13 protein-coding genes and 1 pseudogene are annotated in these 17,227 nt (G+C 62.5%); 7 read left to right on the top strand and 7 right to left on the bottom strand.

What is annotated here, in order from left to right; all coding sequences use genetic code 11:
- Window positions 1-92 precede the first annotated feature (92 nt).
- A pseudogene (locus GJU48_RS22980) lies at window positions 93-520 on the top strand (NINE protein).
- A 151-nt stretch (window positions 521-671) separates the two neighbouring features.
- On the opposite strand, the gene GJU48_RS22975 reads toward GJU48_RS22980, so the two are convergent.
- The 7 genes from GJU48_RS22975 to gshB all read right to left on the bottom strand — a co-directional run bounded on the left by GJU48_RS22975 (window position 672) and on the right by gshB (window position 6,558).
- Window positions 672-1,943 (bottom strand): dihydroorotase, encoded by a 1,272-nt coding sequence (locus GJU48_RS22975; protein WP_094949155.1) that lies wholly within the window; start codon window positions 1,941-1,943, stop codon window positions 672-674.
- Window positions 1,940-2,944: an aspartate carbamoyltransferase catalytic subunit gene (locus GJU48_RS22970; protein WP_094949154.1), complete on the bottom strand. Its 1,005-nt coding sequence runs from the start codon at window positions 2,942-2,944 to the stop codon at window positions 1,940-1,942. The genes GJU48_RS22975 and GJU48_RS22970 overlap by 4 nt, the downstream gene beginning before the upstream one ends.
- 24 nt (window positions 2,945-2,968) lie before the next feature.
- The gene (gene pyrR / locus GJU48_RS22965; protein ID WP_094949153.1) at window positions 2,969-3,475 is read right to left on the bottom strand and encodes a bifunctional pyr operon transcriptional regulator/uracil phosphoribosyltransferase PyrR; all 507 of its coding nucleotides are present in this window, start codon (window positions 3,473-3,475) and stop codon (window positions 2,969-2,971) included.
- A 72-nt stretch (window positions 3,476-3,547) separates the two neighbouring features.
- Window positions 3,548-3,985 (bottom strand): Holliday junction resolvase RuvX, encoded by a 438-nt coding sequence (ruvX, locus tag GJU48_RS22960; RefSeq protein ID WP_003195067.1) that lies wholly within the window; start codon window positions 3,983-3,985, stop codon window positions 3,548-3,550.
- The gene (locus tag GJU48_RS22955; RefSeq protein WP_094949152.1) at window positions 3,985-4,554 is read right to left on the bottom strand and encodes a YqgE/AlgH family protein; all 570 of its coding nucleotides are present in this window, start codon (window positions 4,552-4,554) and stop codon (window positions 3,985-3,987) included. The genes ruvX and GJU48_RS22955 overlap by 1 nt, the downstream gene beginning before the upstream one ends.
- Window positions 4,555-4,621: 67 nt before the next feature.
- Window positions 4,622-5,527, bottom strand: a complete 906-nt coding sequence (locus GJU48_RS22950; protein WP_094949151.1) for an energy transducer TonB — start codon at window positions 5,525-5,527, stop codon at window positions 4,622-4,624.
- A gap of 77 nt (window positions 5,528-5,604) precedes the next feature.
- A complete protein-coding gene (gene gshB / locus GJU48_RS22945) occupies window positions 5,605-6,558 on the bottom strand; it encodes a glutathione synthase (protein ID WP_094949150.1) in 954 nt (317 codons plus the stop codon).
- 238 nt (window positions 6,559-6,796) lie between these two features.
- Between gshB and pilG the strand changes: the two genes are divergently transcribed.
- The 6 genes from pilG (at window position 6,797) to GJU48_RS22915 (ending at window position 16,621) form a co-directional block, all read left to right on the top strand.
- Window positions 6,797-7,204, top strand: a complete 408-nt coding sequence (gene pilG, locus GJU48_RS22940; protein WP_003176671.1) for a twitching motility response regulator PilG — start codon at window positions 6,797-6,799, stop codon at window positions 7,202-7,204.
- 46 nt (window positions 7,205-7,250) lie between these two features.
- Window positions 7,251-7,616 carry a twitching motility response regulator PilH gene (pilH, locus tag GJU48_RS22935; protein WP_014720320.1) on the top strand — a complete coding sequence of 122 codons (366 nt, stop codon included), beginning with the start codon at window positions 7,251-7,253 and terminating at the stop codon, window positions 7,614-7,616.
- A 12-nt stretch (window positions 7,617-7,628) separates the two neighbouring features.
- The gene (locus GJU48_RS22930) at window positions 7,629-8,153 is read left to right on the top strand and encodes a chemotaxis protein CheW (RefSeq protein ID WP_094949149.1); all 525 of its coding nucleotides are present in this window, start codon (window positions 7,629-7,631) and stop codon (window positions 8,151-8,153) included.
- Window positions 8,150-10,201 carry a methyl-accepting chemotaxis protein gene (locus tag GJU48_RS22925; protein ID WP_094949148.1) on the top strand — a complete coding sequence of 684 codons (2,052 nt, stop codon included), beginning with the start codon at window positions 8,150-8,152 and terminating at the stop codon, window positions 10,199-10,201. The genes GJU48_RS22930 and GJU48_RS22925 overlap by 4 nt, the downstream gene beginning before the upstream one ends.
- A gap of 155 nt (window positions 10,202-10,356) precedes the next feature.
- On the top strand, window positions 10,357-16,173 hold the full coding sequence (locus tag GJU48_RS22920; RefSeq protein ID WP_094949147.1) for an Hpt domain-containing protein: 5,817 nt from the start codon (window positions 10,357-10,359) through the stop codon (window positions 16,171-16,173).
- A complete protein-coding gene (locus GJU48_RS22915; protein ID WP_094949146.1) occupies window positions 16,166-16,621 on the top strand; it encodes a chemotaxis protein CheW in 456 nt (151 codons plus the stop codon). The genes GJU48_RS22920 and GJU48_RS22915 overlap by 8 nt, the downstream gene beginning before the upstream one ends.
- Window positions 16,622-17,227 lie beyond the last annotated feature (606 nt).

The raw sequence follows: 17,227 nt of genomic DNA, 5'->3' as shown, positions 1-17,227 counted from the left end.
AAGGAAGATACCATTTGCCGTGCGTCGGGCGCCCGTAAAAAAGTCACAAAGAAAATGAAAAAATTTATCTATCGAGGCAAAAGAGGTACTCCATGAACACCTATCGACAGGATGTGATGCAGCAGGACACCCACAGCAAGCTGATCGGTTACCTGCTGTGGGTTTCGGTTTTACTGGGGCGCACCGCTTCTATTACGGCAAGCCTGTGACCGGGACAATCTGGTTTTTTACCTTTGGTCTTTTCGGTATTGGCTGGCTGATCGACTTGTTTCTGATCCCCGCCATGGACCGCGAGGCGGACCTGCGTTTTACCGCCGGGCCTATCGAATACAACGTGGCCTGGATACTGTTGGCGTTCCTGGGTGTGTTCGGCTTGCACCGCATGTACCAAGGCAAATGGATCACCGGCCTGATCTACCTGCTGACCGGTGGGTTGTTCCTGATCGGGGTGCTGTATGACTTCTGGACGTTGAATACGCAGATTTCGATCCGCAATGCCGAGCGCAATAACGGGCGATAAAGATGCATCCATTTAACGTAGTCACGGCCAATGTGGGAGCCGGGCTTGCCCGCGATAGCATCACCTCGGTGTATCTGACGCACCGTGGTGCCTGCATCGCAGGCAAGCCAGCTCCCACATTAACTGTGCCCACTTTAGATTTTGCGATCTATCAGGCCTGGTAGCTGATCCGCCCATCCACCAAGGTGTACCGCACCGTCGCTGGCAGGCTATGGCCGATGAACGGGCAGTTTTCACCCTTGGACAACCAGTGCTCTCCGGCAACCGTAGAGCTGGCCGGGTCAAACAGCACCAGATCCGCCGCCGAACCCACCGCCAACTTACCCGCCGGCAGGCGCAGGGCCTCAGCCGGGCCAGCGCTCAGGCGCGCGAGCAACGTCGGCAGGTCGAGCAAACCGTCTTCCACCAACGTCATCGCCAACGGCAGCAACAACTCAACGCTGCTGATGCCCGGCTCTGTCGCGCCAAACGGCGCCAGCTTGGCGTCACGCTCGTGGGGCTGGTGGTGGCTGGAGATTGCCGACACCACACCCGACTTCACGGCCGCACGCAACCCTTCACGGTCGGCCAGGGTGCGCAGCGGTGGTTGCACGTGGTAGAGGCTGGAGAAGTCGATCAGCGCCTCATCGGTCAAAATCAGCTGGTACAACGCCACGTCCGCCGTCACCCGCATGCCGCGAGCCTGTGCCTGGGCGATTAATGCCACGCCGCGAGCACTGGTCAACTGGCTGAAGTGCGCACGCACGCCGCTTTGTTCCACCAACAGCAGGTCACGGGCCAGGGCCACGGTTTCAGCGGTTTCCGGAATGCCCGGTAGGCCGAGGAAGCTGGCAACGGCGCCTTCATGGGCCAGGCCGCCTTCGGCCAAGTCGCGGTCCTGGGAGTGGAAGATCACGGTCAGGTCGAAAGTGGCCGCGTATTCCAGGGCACGGCACAGCGTGCGCGTGCTGCGAAAGCTTTCCAGGCCATTGCCGAACGCCACGCAGCCGGCGTCGCGCAGGGCGATCAGCTCGGCGAGCTGTTCGCCTTCCAGGCCTTTGCTCAGGGCGCCGATGGGGAACACTTTGCAATTGCCGGCTTCACGGGCGCGGTCGAGGATCAGTTCGGTCACCGCCGAGGTGTCCAGGATTGGCTTGGTGTGCGGCGGGCAGCACAGGCTGGTGACGCCACCGGCAGCGGCGGCGCGGGTTTCACTGGCGATAGTGCCTTTGCGGCTGTAGCCCGGCTCGCGCAGAGCGACGTTCAGGTCCACCAGCCCAGGCGCGGCCACCAGGCCTTTGGCGTCGATCGTCTGGCTGGCGCTGAAGCCCGCAGGCGCGGCGCCGATGGCGATGATCTTGCCGGCTTCCAGATGAAGGTCGGTGACGTGATCCAGGCCACTGGCCGGATCGATGACGCGAGCGCCAAGTATGCTGAGCTTCACTGGGCGTTCTCCTGCTCGAATTGACGTTGCGCGGTTTGCCCGCTCATGGCCATGGACAACACCGCCATGCGCACGGCGATGCCGTAAGTCACCTGATTCAAGATCACCGACTGGTTGCCGTCGGCCACCGCCGACTCAATCTCCACGCCACGGTTGATCGGGCCTGGGTGCATCACGATGGCATCCGGCTTGGCGCCGGCCAAACGCGCGGTGGTCAGGCCAAACAGGCGGTAGAACTCACCTTCGCTCGGCAGCAGGCCACCGGACATGCGCTCGCGTTGCAGGCGCAGCATGATCACCACGTCCACATCCTTAAGGCCTTCGGTCATGTCGGTGTAAACCTTCACGCCGTACTGTTCGATGCCGATGGGCAGCAGGGTTTTCGGTGCGATCACGCGGATGTCCGGGCAGCCCAGGGCTTTGAGGGCCAGCATGTTCGAGCGCGCCACCCGTGAGTGCAGGATGTCGCCGACGATGGCCACCGAGAGGTTTTCAAAGCCTCCCTTGTGCCGACGAATTGTCAGCATGTCGAGCATGCCCTGGGTCGGGTGCGCGTGACGGCCGTCGCCGCCATTGATAATCGCCACGTTCGGGCACACGTGCTCGGCGATGAAATGCGCGGCGCCGGAGTCGCCGTGGCGCACCACGAACATGTCGGCGGCCATGGCTTCCAAGTTGCGCAGGGTGTCGAGCAGGGTTTCGCCCTTGCTCGCCGACGAGGTCGACACGTTCAGTGTGATCACGTCGGCCGACAACCGCTGGGCCGCCAGTTCAAAGGTGGTGCGGGTGCGGGTGGAGTTCTCGAAGAACACATTGCAGATGGTCTTGCCGCGCAAAAGCGGGACCTTCTTCACCGCGCGGCCACCGACTTCGAGGAACGAGTCGGCGGTGTCGAGGATTTCGGTCAGCAGTTCGCGGGGCAAACCGTCGAGGGACAGGAAGTGTTGCAACTGGCCCTGAGCATTGAGCTGCAGCGGGCGCTTGGCATCTAGAGGCGTCATCGCGGGGACTCTGTACAAGGCGGTTTAAAGGGCAAGGTCTTGCAGTTCGAGTTCGAGCGGCGTGGGACCGGACAATTTTACCCGCTGGTGGGCTTCCAAGGACAGGGTGGCGCCGACCACATCCGGGCTGATTGGCAATTCGCCGGCCTCCAGGTCCAGCAGGCACACCAAGGTCACGCTGGCCGGGCGGCCGTAGTCGAACAACTCGTTCATGGCGGCGCGGATGGTGCGGCCGCTCATCAACACGTCGTCGATCAGCACCAGGTGTTGGCCTTCGATCTCGAACGGCAGGGCCGAAGGGCGTACTTGCGGGTGCAGGCCGTTCTGGCTGAAGTCGTCGCGGTAGAAGGACACGTCCAGCGTGCCCAGCGGCGAATCACTGCCCAGTTCGTCCAGCAACGCTTGGGCCACCCACACACCGCCAGTGCGAATGCCGATAAAGCGCGGCTCGCTGATGGCACGGTGTTGCAGGTGCGCCTTGAGGCGAATCGCCATTTGGCTGATCAGTTCGGCGGGATTGGGCAGGCTCATGGTGGCTCCTTCAGGGCCTTGCGCAGGCAAGGTCCGGGCTCAAACGTAAAAAGACGCGGCAAGCCGCGTCAGTCAGGATTCAAATAAAGCGGTGTTTTCATCCAGCCAACCCTGCAACAGCAAGGCGGCGGCGATGGCGTCCACGGGGTTGTCGCGGTAGCTGCCTTTCTGCCCACCTCGGTCGCGACGTTCACCCTTGGCTTCAAAGGTGGTCAGGCGCTCGTCGTGGGTATAGAAGGGCAGGTTGTAGCGGCCATTGAGGCGGCGCGCGAACTTTTCGGCGCGCAGGCACATGTCGCTGGGGGTGCCGTCCATGTTCAAGGGCAGGCCGACCACGACGGCATCGGGCTTCCACTCCTTGATCAGGGCTTCGACCTGATTCCAGTCCGGCACGCCGTTCTGGGCTTTCAAGGTGCACAGCTCGCGGGCCTGGCCGGTAATCACCTGGCCGACCGCTACGCCGATCTGTTTGGTGCCGTAGTCAAAACCGAGGATCAAACGCAAGGCCATCAGGCGTGCCCCGCCTGGGTGGTCAGCAGGCTGAGGTTAACCCGCAGCTTGGCCGCCGCCGCTTCCAGGCGCAGTTCGCTGGCCGTGTTGAACAGAATGTCGGCGTCGAACGGGCAGGTCAGCCAGGCATTGCTGGCCAGTTCCGCCTCAAGCTGCCCGGCTTCCCAACCGGCGTAGCCGAGGGTGATCACGCTTTGTTCAGGCCCCACGCCGTCGGCGATGGCGAACAACACGTCCTGGGAGGTGGACAGCGACACACCTTCGAGGTCCACCGTGGCCTGAAACTTGGGCCCGGTGGGGTGCAGCACAAAACCGCGATCGGTCTGCACCGGCCCGCCGATATAGATCGGTACGTTTTGGCAACGCGCCGGCGGGTCGATCTCAGGGCGCAATTGCTCAAGAATGTCCGCCAGGCTCAGCTCTTGCGGGCGGTTCACCACCAACCCCATGGCACCATTGGCCGTGTGCTCGACGATGTAGGTCAAGGTTTGCGCAAAGTTCGGGTCGGCCATATGGGGCATAGCGATCAGGAATTGGTGCTTGAGGTAGGTCGGGCTGACATTTTTCATGTCCGCTAGTGTGGCGTTGGAGGGGCGAACTGACAAGCTGGGGATGCGCCCCGGAGGGTAATTGTCATCAATTGCTCGACAGCCGATCACCCCGGGCAAACTTCCAGGTGCGGATGATTTCCAGGCGGTCGATGTCGTTCAGGTCGCCGGTAAACGGTGCAAAAGGTGCGGCCAGGCGCACGATGCGCTGGGCGGCCTGGTCCAGCAACGGTTGGCCGGACGACTCCAGCACCTGCACTTCATATAACGAACCGTCACGGTTGATCGACACCAGTAAGCGCAAATTGCCATAGATCTGCTGGCGCCGGGCTTCGTCCGGGTAGTTGAGGTTGCCGATGCGCTCGACCTTCTTGTGCCACTCGTCCTTATACCAGGCGCCTTTGTCGCGCATGGTCGAGGCGGCATTCAAGCGGTAGATACGCGGGCGCTTGGCGTACAGCTGTTGTTCGTTGGCCAGTTCGGCTTCGAGGCTGGAAATCTGGTCGGAGAGCTGCGAACTGTCGAACGTCGGCGCCGGTTTTACTGGCTCGGGTTGCGGCTCGGTCTTGGCTTTCTCGCGCTGGGTCGGGGCTTTTTGCGGTCTCGGCGCGACGGTGGTCACAGCGGCCTTGGGCTCGGCCTGCTTGACCTCGGGCTTGGGCGTGGGCGGCGGGGTGACTTTATTGACCTTATTGTCCTGGAACGGCGCCACTTCGGTGGTCTTGGGCACGGCTTTCTTGTCGAGGGTGCCGCTGCCTTGCTGATTGTCCTGGGCGAGAAAGTCAGCCTTTTCGGGCTTCTTTTCGCTCTTGAACGTGGCGAGGGTGATTTCCAGGGTTTTGGTGATCTGCCTGGGTTCGACGAAGGTGAAGCCCAGGCCGAGCAACAACGCGAGGTGGATCAGGGCTGCCAGGAACAGGGTAAATCCGAGCCGATCAGCCGGGCGCACGCCGCTGTGGGAGAGTTCGGGGGGCAGATCGGGCGGGAGCGTCATGACAAAAAAACCAACATCGCGCGTTTCACAGGTGCCGCATGATAGCGCAATGTTGGTGTGTGTCCGGCTGTTCTATGTCACTTGGCTTGTAGCTTGCGCTCGATGGCCGCCATGAGCATTTCGCCGATGTTCGTGCCAAATGCGTTGTCGATCTCGCGAATACAGGTCGGGCTGGTGACGTTGATTTCGGTGAGGCTCTCACCAATTACGTCAAGTCCTACGAACAGCAGGCCTTTTTCCCGCAGGGTCGGGCCAACCTGAGCGGCGATCCAACGGTCTTTGTCCGACAAAGGCCGTGCCTCACCGCGACCGCCGGCTGCCAGGTTGCCGCGTGTTTCGCCCGCCGCCGGGATACGCGCCAGGCAGTAATCCACCGGCTCGCCGTCGATCATCAGGATGCGCTTGTCGCCGTCCTTGATCGCCGGCAGGTACGCCTGGCCCATGATCTGCTGGGTGCCCAGCGCAGTCAGGGTTTCCAGGATCACCGACAGGTTCGGGTCGCCGGCACGGTGACGGAAGATCGAAGTGCCGCCCATGCCGTCCAGCGGCTTGAGGATCACATCGCCATGTTTGGCGGCGAATTCACGCAGCACATCGGCGCGACGGCTGACCACGGTCGGCGGCGTGCACTGTGGGAAAAGGGTGGCGAACAGCTTTTCATTGCAGTCGCGCAGGCTCTGCGGCTTGTTGACGATCAGCACGCCGGCGCGCTCGGCCTGCTCCAGCAGGTAAGTGGAGTAGACGAACTCCATGTCGAACGGCGGGTCCTTGCGCATCAGGATCACGTCCAGATCGCTCAGCGGGCTGTCAATTTCATCCGCAAGCTCAAACCACTTTTCAGGGTTGGCGAACACCTGCAGCGGGCGCATGCGTGCGCGGGCTTCGCCGTCACCTTGATAAAGGTCGCGCTGCTCCATGTAGAACAGGGTCCAGCCGCGGGCCTGGGCGGCCAGGAGCATGGCCAGCGAGCTGTCCTTTTTATAGGAGATGCTGGCGATAGGGTCCATGACAATGCCGACGCGAACGCTCATGGGGATTTCCTCTAGCAAATTAGGGCGCATAAAAGTGGCGTCAGAGTGGCGCTGCGGCTGTTGTGGGTCAAGGAAAAACCACCTGGCCGGTTGCTCGATAGATTGCGCCCGGAGACTGTGCTAAAAAGACTCCCACGGTGCAGCAGCCCTTGAATTCCAAGGCTTGCAGCGCTCATCCTGTGCAACATCAGGCAGTACACACCGAAAACCGATTCGCTGTGGCGATGGTAGAGCAGATATGGAACAGCATTCCAACGCCTTGAGAGTGATGGTGATCGACGATTCGAAAACGATCCGCCGCACCGCCGAGACCCTGTTGAAGAACGTGGGGTGCGATGTGATCACGGCCATCGACGGTTTCGATGCACTGGCCCGGATTGTTGATCATCACCCGCACATTATCTTTGTCGACATCATGATGCCGCGCCTGGATGGCTATCAAACCTGCGCGCTGGTGAAGAACAACCCGGCGTTCAAGTCGATTCCGGTGATCATGTTGTCCTCCAAGGACGGCCTGTTCGACAAGGCCAAGGGGCGCATCGTTGGTGTCGATCAGTTTTTGACCAAGCCTTTCAGCAAGGAAGAACTGCTGAGTGCGATCAAGGCCTACGTGCCGGGCTTCGCCGCAGTAGAACAAGCACACTGACACCGCCTCACAAGGGCCGGCGTCCACCAATGTAGTGGGGAAAACCATGGCACGTGTTCTGATCGTCGACGATTCGCCGACCGAAATGTACAAACTGACCGGCATGCTGGAAAAGCACGGCCACCAGGTCCTCAAAGCCGAAAACGGCGCGGACGGCGTGGCCCTGGCCCGTCAGGAAAAACCCGACGCCGTGCTGATGGACATCGTGATGCCGGGCCTCAATGGCTTCCAGGCCACCCGCCAGCTGTCCAAGGAGCCGGAAACCAACGGTATCCCGATCATCATCATTACCACCAAGGATCAGGAAACCGACAAAATCTGGGGCGCGCGCCAGGGCGCCAAGGATTACCTGACCAAGCCTGTGGACGAAGAAACCCTGATCGCCACCCTGAACAAGGTGCTGGCCGGCTAACGGCACGCCATCATGACCGAGTCGCAAACCGCCTTCGAGCTGCTGCTGGACATCGACCGCCGCTGCCGCCTGCTGGCCGCCGACCTGCCGTCCCAGGAAACCCGCCTGCAACGTTGGAGCGGGATCGGTTTTCGCCTGGGGCCGTATTGGTATGTGGCGCCGATGGGCGAAGTCGCCGAGGTGTTGCATGAGCCGCGCTGCACCTTGATGCCCGGGGTCAAACCCTGGGTCAAAGGCGTGGCCAACCTGCGCGGGCGCTTGCTGCCGGTGATGGACCTGGGTGGGTTTCTCGAGTTGGGGCAGTCCAAGGCGGGCAAGCAGCGGCGGGTGCTGGTGGTGGAATTCAACGACTTGTTTGTCGGGCTGCTGGTGGACGAGGTGGTGGGCATGCAGCATTTCGCACAAGACGCATTATTAGCGAGCGCCGCGCCCACTGCGCCGTTTATCCAGGGCCAGTTCGACAGCGACCAGCTGTGGCAGGTCTTCAGCCCCTTCGCTTTGGCCCAGGCCCCAGGCTTCATGGATGTTGCCGCATGACCACCGTTACCACGCCCAAACCGCAAGCCGCCTCGCGCAGCCGTTCGCAGATCATCGTGCTGTTTATTGCACTGATCGTGTTCATCATGCTGCTGTTCGCCAACTTCGCGTACCTCAACACCCAGTCCACCTATGACAAGCAGTACATCGGCCACGCCGGTGAGCTGCGCGTGCTGTCCCAGCGCATCGCCAAGAACGCCACCGAAGCCGCCGCCGGCAAGGCTGCCGCGTTCAAGCTGCTGGGCGATGCGCGCAACGATTTCGCCCAACGCTGGGGCTACCTGAAAAAAGGTGATACCGAGACCGGCCTGCCGGCCGCGCCCAGTGCCGTACGCGCCGAGATGCGCGCGGTGCAGACTGACTGGGAAGCGCTGCTGAAAAACACCGACGCGATTCTCGCCAGCGAGCAGACCGTGCTGTCGTTGCACCAAGTGGCCGCCACCCTCGCCGAAACCGTGCCGCAATTGCAGATGGAATCGGAGAAGGTCGTCGACATCCTGCTGCAACGCGGCGCCCCGGCCAGCCAGGTGGCGTTGGCCCAGCGCCAGTCGCTGCTGGCTGAACGCATTCTTGGCGCGGTTAACACCGTGCTGGCCGGTGACGAAACCGCCGTACAGGCTGCCGACGCCTTTGGTCGCGATGCCAACCGCTTCGGCGTGGTACTCAACGGCATGCTCAACGGCAACCCAGGCTTGCGTATCACCCAGGTCGAAGACCACGACGCGCGTGCGCGACTGGCGGAAATCGCCGAGCTGTTCGAGTTTGTCTCCGGCTCCGTGGATGAAATTCTCGAAACCTCGCCGCAGCTGTTCCAGGTGCGCGCTTCGGCGAGCAATATCTTCAACCTGTCGCAAACCCTGCTCGATGAAGCCTCGCACCTGGCCACAGGTTTTGAAAACCTCGCCAGCGGGCGCAGCTTCGACACCATCGGCGGCTATGTGCTGGGCCTGTTGGCACTGGCCTCGATCATCCTGATCGGCCTGGTGATGGTGCGCGAAACCAACCGCCAGTTGCGTGAAACCGCCGAGAAAAACGAGCGCAACCAGAACGCGATCATGCGCCTGCTCGATGAAATCGAAGACTTGGCTGATGGAGACCTGACGGTGACGGCCTCGGTGACTGAAGACTTCACTGGCACCATCGCCGACTCCATCAATTACTCCGTGGACCAGCTGCGCGATCTGGTCGCCACCATCAACCTCACCGCCGGCCAAGTGGCCGGCGCGGTGCAGGAAACCCAGGCCACCGCCATGCACCTGGCACAGGCCTCGGAGCATCAGGCCCAGCAAATTGCCGAAGCGTCTACCGCGATCAACCAGATGGCTCAGTCCATCGACCAGGTATCGGCCAACGCCGCCGAGTCCTCGGCGGTGGCGGAGCGTTCGGTGGAAATCGCCAACAAGGGCAACGAGGTGGTGCACAACACCATCCATGGCATGGACAACATTCGCGAACAGATCCAGGACACCGCCAAGCGCATCAAACGTCTTGGCGAGTCTTCGCAGGAGATTGGCGACATTGTTAGCTTGATTGACGACATTGCCGACCAGACCAACATCCTCGCCCTCAACGCCGCAATCCAGGCGAGCATGGCCGGGGACGCCGGGCGCGGGTTTGCGGTGGTGGCCGACGAAGTGCAGCGGCTGGCCGAGCGTTCATCGGCGGCCACGCGGCAGATTGAAACCTTGGTGCGGGCGATCCAGACCGACACCAATGAGGCAGTTATTTCCATGGAGCAGACCACCACTGAAGTGGTGCGCGGTGCGCGGCTGGCGCAGGACGCCGGGGTGGCGCTGGAAGAGATCGAAGGCGTGTCGAAAACCCTGGCGGCGTTGATCCAGAGTATTTCCAATGCGGCGCAGCAACAGACCTCGTCGGCGGGGCAGATTTCGTTGACCATGAACGTGATTCAGCAGATCACCACGCAGACGTCGTCGGGCTCGACTGCCACGGCGGAAAGCATCGGCAACCTGGCGAAAATGGCCAGTCAGTTGCGCAGGTCGGTGTCAGGTTTCACCCTGCCACCGCCAAAACAGGTAGACGATTGAAAGGCTATCTGGAGAACACCACAGTCCAACTGTGGGAGCTGGTGCGTGATACATCTGCAACTGACCCACCGCCATCGCAGGCAAGCCAGCTCCCACAGTGGTTCTCCATTGTTCTTGGCAATACCAGCAATTCACGAATTCTAAGCGGAGCAGTTATGGTTGATCGGCACGACTACGTGGCCCTCGAATGGGTCAAGGGCGACATTGCCGAAACCCTGAAACAGGCCCGTTCGGCGCTGGACGCGTTTGTCGAAACCCGCGACAGCGACGCCATCGCTGAGTGCCTGGCCGGCATCCACCAAGTGCATGGCGCGCTGCAAATGATCGAGTTCTACGGCGCGGCGCTGCTCGCCGAAGAGATCGAAGCACTGGCCCTGGCCCTGCAAGCCGAGCGCGTCGGTCAGCGCGATGAAAGCATCCGCTTGCTGCAACAGGCCCTCGGCCAACTGCCGCTGTACCTCGACCGCGTGCACAGCGCCCGCCGCGACCTGCCGCTGGTGGTGTTGCCGCTGCTCAACGACCTGCGCAGTGCGCGCGGTGAAAGCCTGCTGTCGGAGACCAGCCTGTTCAGCCCGCAACTGTTGTCGATTGCGCCATTGCCCGATGAGGCCTTGGCCCAGCGCACGCTGCCGGACCTTCACGAGCAGCTGCGCCAGTGGCACCAACTGCTGCTGCAAGCGCTGGCCGGTTTGCTGCGCGAAGACCACGGCCCCAGCAACCTGGAAGACATGGCGCGGGTATTCGCGCGTCTCGAAGCGCTGTGCCAGGGCGCGCCGCTGCTGCCGTTGTGGCAAGTCACCTCGGCACTGGTCGAAGGCATGCTCACCGGCGTGATTGCCAACAGCCCGGCGCTGCGCAGCCTGCTCAAGGCCAGCGGCAAACAACTCAAGCGCCTGCTGGCCCAGGGCATTGGCGGCATCAACCAACCGGCGCCGGATGAACTGCTCAAGAGCCTGCTGTTCTACGTCGCCAAGGTCACCCGGCCGACGCCGCGCATGCAAAGCCTCAAGGAACGCTACGGCCTGGATGAGGCCTTGCCCGACAGCGCCGTGGTCGATGCCGAGCGCGCGCGCTTGGCCGGGCCGGGCCGCAATGCCATGGGCTCGGTGCTCGGTGCCTTGTGCGAGGAACTGGTGCGGGTCAAGGAACGCCTCGACCTGTTCGTGCGCAGCGACCGCCAACACACCCACGACCTCGATGCCTTGCTGGCGCCGCTGCGGCAGATCGCCGATACCTTGGCCGTGCTGGGTTTCGGCCAGCCGCGCAAGGTCATCATCGACCAGCTCGCCGTGGTGCTGAGCCTGGTCCAGGGCCAGCGCGAACCCAATGACGCCGTGCTGATGGACGTCGCCGGCGCCTTGCTCTACGTCGAAGCCACGCTGGCGGGCATGGTCGGCACCGTCGAACCGGAAAGCCGTGAAGAAAGCCGCCTGCCCACCACCGACCTGACCCAGATTCACCAGTTGGTGATCCGCGAATCCTGCCAGTGCTTGCGCCAGGCCAAAGAGCTGGTGATCGACTGCATCGAGGCCGATTGGGACCGCCAGCGCCTGGAGTCGCTGCCGGAACTGCTGAGCCAAGTGCGCGGCGCGTTAGCGATGATCCCGCTGCCACGTGCGGCGAGCCTGATGCGCGGCTGCACCGATTACGTCGATGAACAGTTGATGGCCAGTGATACCGCACCGCCCGAGGCGCAGCTGGCGCACTTTGCCGACGTGATCAGCAGCCTGGAGTACTACCTGGAACGCATGCTCCAGGACCCCGACGCCGCTGGCGAACGGGTGCTGGAATTGGCCACCCAAGGCCTGGCGGCACTCGGCTATTTGCCCGCTGCAAAACCTTGGCGCCAAGCGCTGGTGGCGCCGGATGGCGCGCTGTCCAGCGAGATCACGCCGAGCCAATCACAGTTCGATGCCTTGGCCAGCCCCACTTCGCGCCTGAACCCACCGGCCCTGCAGCGTCCGGGCAGCCTGCTGCCGCCACCCGCTGGCGAAGAGCCCATCGACGATGAACTGCGCGACGTCTTCCTTGAAGAAACCGACGAAGTCCTCGAAGTGCTGCATCGCTATTTGCCCAACAGCGCCGACAAAACCGCTCAAGGCGAAATGCGCCGTGCCTTCCACACCTTGAAAGGCAGTGGCCGTATGGTCCGCGCCCTAGTGCTGGCGGAGTTGGCCTGGGCGGTGGAAAACCTGCTTAACCGCGTGCTCGAACGCAGCGTGACCCTCGGCCCTGACGTGCAACAGGTGCTGGATGAGGCCGTGGCCCTGCTGCCGGAACTGATCGCCGACTTCGCGGCCGACGACCAGCGCCAGCGCAATGAAGTCGACGCCCTGGCCGCCCGCGCACACGCTTTGGCCAGCGGCACCGAGCCGGCCGCAGAGCCCCACGACCCGATGTTGCTGGAGATCTTCCGCAACGAAGCCCAGAGCCACCTGGAAAGCCTCAACCACTTCCTGCAACAGGCCGCCGAACACGTGCCGCTGCAAGTCAGCGATGAACTGCAGCGCGCCCTGCACACCCTCAAGGGCAGCGCCTACATGGCCGGCGTGTTGCCAATTGCTGAACTGGCGCGGCCGCTGGATCACCTGACCCGCGAATACAAAGCCCACCGACTGCCGCTGGACCTGGATGAAGTGGAGCTGCTGCTGGAAGCCGAGGGCCTATTCCAGCGTGGCTTGCGCCAACTCGACAGTGACCCACTGGTGCCGATCAAGGGCGCGCCAGACCTGATCAGCCGCACCCAAAGCCTGCTCGATCAACAGCTGCAAGCCTTGCTCGACGCGCCCAACACCGGGCTTCGCATCAAGCGCGACCCGCAGCTGATTGCCAACTTCCTGGCCCAAGGCATGGACATTCTGCTGGACGCCGAAAGCCTGCTGCGCCGCTGGCAGCAACACCCCGGCGAGCGACAGGAACTGACTGCGCTGCTGGACGAATTGACCACCTTGGGCGAGGGCGCGCACATCGCCGACCTGCACGCCATCGACGCGCTGTGCGAAGCCTTGCTGGATCTGTATGGCGCCGTGGAGGAGAGCAGCCTGGCGGTCAGCGAACGGTTTTTCCATGAGGCCGAACAGGCCCATGAAGCGCTGATCAACATGCTCGACCAACTCGCAGCCGGCCAGGAAATCAACCCGGTCCCGGCGCGGGTGCAAGCCCTGCGCGAACTGCTCGATGAAGCCCTCGACCCGTCCGCCACCGGCCTGATCAAAAGCGACGGCAGCCGCGCCCTGAGTATCTGCGAACTGGGCGCCGCCACGGCCCAGTTGGACCAGGACACGGTGATGGACGACGAGATCGTCGAGATCTTCCTGGAAGAGGCGGTGGACATCCTCGACAGCGCCGGGCAGTCGCTCAAACGTTGGTTGTTGGAGCCGGATAGCACCGTACCGTTGTCGTCGTTACATCGGGATTTGCACACCCTCAAGGGCGGCGCGCGCATGGCCGAAATCGGCCCGATTGGCGACCTGGCCCATGAGTTGGAATGCCTTTACGAAGGGTTGGTGGACCGTCGCTACAGCTACTCGACCGAACTGTCCCAAGTGCTGATGGCCAGCCATGAACGGCTGGCCTTGCAGTTGGATGAACTGCAAGACCATCAGCCCCTTAGCGACTCCGGCGACTTGATCGCCCAACTGCGCGAGTTACGCCAGAGCAGCACGCCCGCTACGCCTACCGCTGCACCGGAAGCGGCGACGGCTGATCCTGAATTGCTGGATATCTTCCTCGAAGAAGCCGCCGATATTCTCGACAGCTCAAGCAGCGCTTTGCTGCGCTGGCAGGCCGAGCCGAGCAACCGCCAGGAAGTGGAAACCCTGCTGCGCGACCTGCACACCCTCAAGGGCGGCGCGCGCATGGTCGAGATCGGGCCGATTGGCGATCTGGCCCATGAGTTGGAGTTTCTCTACGAAGGGCTGTCTGCTGGTTTGCTCGCGCCGTCGCCGGAGCTGTTCGCGTTGCTGCAAGGTTGCCATGACCGCCTGGCGCAGATGATCGACGCCGTGGCGGGCGGGGCGCCAGTAGGGTCGGTGGACAAACTCATCGAGCGCATCAAAAGCCTGGTGCACCCCAGCGATGAATCGCTAGCGCCGGTAGCCTTGCCGGCCGGCAAGGCCGAGGCGGCGGTTGATCCCGCCGCCGACATGGTGAAAATCTCCGCCGATTTGCTCGATGACTTGGTTAACCTGGCCGGTGAAACCTCGATCTTCCGTGGCCGTATCGAGCAACAGGTCAACGACGCTCGCGTTGCTCTTAACGAGGTCGAAACCACCATCGAGCGCATGCGCGACCAGCTGCGCCGCCTCGACACCGAAACCCAGGGCCGTATCCTCAGCCGTCAGCAGGCCGAGGCCGAGCGCCTGGGTTACGAAGAGTTCGACCCGCTGGAAATGGACCGCCATTCGCAGTTGCAGCAGTTGTCGCGTGCGCTGTCCGAATCGGCCTCCGACCTGTTGGACCTCAAGGAAACCCTCGACCGCCGCAACCAGGATGCGCACACCCTGTTGCAGCAACAGGCGCGTATCAACACCGAGTTGCAGGAAGGCCTGATGCGCACGCGCATGGTGCCGTTTGAACGCATGCTGCCGCGCCTCAAACGCATCGTGCGCCAGGTGGCGGAGGAGTTGGGCAAGGACGTTGAGTTTGTGGTCGGCAACGCCGAAGGCGAGATGGACCGCAACGTGCTGGAACGCATGGTGGCGCCGCTGGAACATATGCTGCGCAACGCCGTCGACCATGGCCTGGAGTCCCGCGAGGCACGCGTGCTGGCCGGTAAGCCAGAGAAGGGCCGTATCAGCCTGGACCTGACCCACGAAGGCGGCGACATCGTCTTCGACATGCGCGACGACGGTGCCGGTGTGCCGCTGGACGCGGTGCGGCGCAAGGCGATCAAGCGCGGCTTGCTCACGCCTGATCAAGACATCAGCGACCGCGACGTGTTGCAGTTCATCCTGCAGCCGGGCTTCTCCACGGCGGAAAAAATCACCCAGATTTCCGGGCGCGGCGTGGGCATGGACGTAGTGCACGAAGAAGTGCGCCAGCTTGGCGGCTCGATGTTCATCGACTCGACGCCGGGCTCGGGCGTGCACTTTCGCATTCGCCTGCCGTTTACCGTGTCGGTCAACCGCGCGCTGATGGTGCAGTGCGCGGACGACCAATACGCGATCCCGCTCAACACCATCGAAGGCTTGGTGCGTGTACTGCCCCACGAGCTGGCCGGGCACTATCAGCAAGATCCGCCGCGCTACGAGTACGCCGGCCAGCGCTATGAATTGTTTTACCTGGGCGACTTGCTGCACACCGTCGCCCGGCCGAAACTGCTGGGCCAGTTCCAACCGGTGCCGGTGTTGCTGGTGCAATGCAACGAGCGGCGCGTGGCGGTGCATGTGGATGACATGGCCGGTACGCGCGAGATCGTGGTCAAGGGCTTGGGGCCGCAGTTTGCCGGCGTGCAAGGGTTGTCCGGGGCGACCATTCTGGGCGATGGTCGCGTGGTGCTGATTATCGACTTGCTGGCGCACATCCGCGCACGGCAACCGGCGTTGCCGGCCCAGTCGGTCGACGCGCCGCTGATCCTCAACGACCCGCTGAAAAAGCGCCCGCTGCTGGTGCTGGTGGTGGACGACTCGGTCACCGTGCGCAAAGTCACCAGCCGCCTGCTGGAGCGTAACGGCATGAACGTGCTCACCGCCAAAGACGGCATCGACGCCATCGCACTGCTCGAAGAACACACCCCGGACCTGATGCTGCTCGACATCGAAATGCCGCGCATGGACGGCTTCGAAGTGGCTATCCAGGTGCGCAACGACCCCCGGCTGATGCGCTTGCCGATCATCATGATCACCTCGCGCACTGGCCAGAAACACCGCGACCGCGCCATGGCCATCGGCGTCAACGACTACCTCGGCAAGCCGTACCAAGAGTCGGTGCTGCTGGAAAGCATCGCCTACTGGAGCAAGTCCCATGCTTGACCACCGCACCAGCCAACTCACCGGCCTGCTACTGCCCCTGGCCGACCGCCACCTGGTGCTGCCCAACGTCGCCATCGCCGAACTGATCGACTTCCAACGCGGCGAGCCGGCCAGCGATGCACCGCCGTGGTATTTGCGGCAAGTGACATGGCGCGATCGGCAATTACCGCTGATCAGCTTTGAAGCGGCGTGCGGTGAGGCCAGCGTGACCGGCGAGCGCTCGCGGATTGTGGTGTTGAACGCGCTGGGCGGGCGGCCGACGTTGAAGTTTATTGCGATGGTGATTCAGGGAATTCCGCGTTCGTACAAGTTGGATAGCCAACTGAGTTACGTCGACGTGCCGCTGTGCCCGCTGGAGTTGGCGGCGGTGCAAGTGGGGGAACATGTGGCGAAGGTGCCTGACCTTATGGGGCTTGAAGCCTTGTTGGTGGAGTCCGGTCTGGCCTGACTGCGATGATCGTTCCTACGCTCCGCGTGGGAATGGATCCCGTGACGCTCCGCGTCACCTTTGTGCTGAACTTGAGCGTTGCACTGTCTGGCGGGACGCGGAGCGTCCCAGGCGGCATTCCCACGCAGAGCGTGGGAACGATCGAATCAAGCTAGGTGGTTTCGTTCCTACGCTCCGCGTGGGAATGGATCCCGTGACGCTCCGCGTCACCTTTGTGCTGAACTTGAGCGTTGCACTGTCTGGCGGGACGCGGAGCGTCCCAGGCGGCATTCCCACGCAGAGCGTGGGAACGATCGAATCAAGCTAGGTGGTTTCCTTCGGATTTTTCCCGCAAGATTTCGGGCTGTGCATGAACTTGTTGCGGGTAGTCATGGCGGCTAGTCTTCGTCCCGTCATCGAAAAAACGGTGACACGGACGTGCAAGTCCGAGAAATCTGTTTAGGCGTTCAAGACGCCTAGATTCAAAGGCGTTCCTCAATGATTCGTTTAGGAACCGCACATCATGTCGAATTCGTCCTCGTCCAATCGTCCCGTCATCGAAAAAACGGTGACACGGACGTGCAAGTCCGAGAAATCTGTTTAGGCGTTCAAGACGCCTAGATTCAA

This window comes from Pseudomonas sp. IB20, assembly GCF_009707325.1.
Taxonomy (GTDB): Bacteria; Pseudomonadota; Gammaproteobacteria; order Pseudomonadales; family Pseudomonadaceae; genus Aquipseudomonas.
Note: the sequence above shows the minus strand (reverse complement) of the source record. Positions and strands in the feature narration are given on the sequence as shown.

Excerpts from the sequence above, each read along its gene's own strand:
- GJU48_RS22970 (WP_094949154.1), bottom strand. The coding sequence starts at position 2,944 with ATGACGCCTCTAGATGCCAAGCGCCCGCTGCAGCTCAATGCTCAGGGC.
- pyrR (WP_094949153.1), bottom strand. The coding sequence starts at position 3,475 with ATGAGCCTGCCCAATCCCGCCGAACTGATCAGCCAAATGGCGATTCGC.
- ruvX (WP_003195067.1), bottom strand. The coding sequence starts at position 3,985 with ATGGCCTTGCGTTTGATCCTCGGTTTTGACTACGGCACCAAACAGATC.
- GJU48_RS22955 (WP_094949152.1), bottom strand. The coding sequence starts at position 4,554 with ATGAAAAATGTCAGCCCGACCTACCTCAAGCACCAATTCCTGATCGCT.
- GJU48_RS22950 (WP_094949151.1), bottom strand. The coding sequence starts at position 5,527 with ATGACGCTCCCGCCCGATCTGCCCCCCGAACTCTCCCACAGCGGCGTG.
- gshB (WP_094949150.1), bottom strand. The coding sequence starts at position 6,558 with ATGAGCGTTCGCGTCGGCATTGTCATGGACCCTATCGCCAGCATCTCC.
- pilG (WP_003176671.1), top strand. The coding sequence starts at position 6,797 with ATGGAACAGCATTCCAACGCCTTGAGAGTGATGGTGATCGACGATTCG.
- pilH (WP_014720320.1), top strand. The coding sequence starts at position 7,251 with ATGGCACGTGTTCTGATCGTCGACGATTCGCCGACCGAAATGTACAAA.
- GJU48_RS22930 (WP_094949149.1), top strand. The coding sequence starts at position 7,629 with ATGACCGAGTCGCAAACCGCCTTCGAGCTGCTGCTGGACATCGACCGC.
- GJU48_RS22925 (WP_094949148.1), top strand. The coding sequence starts at position 8,150 with ATGACCACCGTTACCACGCCCAAACCGCAAGCCGCCTCGCGCAGCCGT.
- GJU48_RS22920 (WP_094949147.1), top strand. The coding sequence starts at position 10,357 with ATGGTTGATCGGCACGACTACGTGGCCCTCGAATGGGTCAAGGGCGAC.
- GJU48_RS22915 (WP_094949146.1), top strand. The coding sequence starts at position 16,166 with ATGCTTGACCACCGCACCAGCCAACTCACCGGCCTGCTACTGCCCCTG.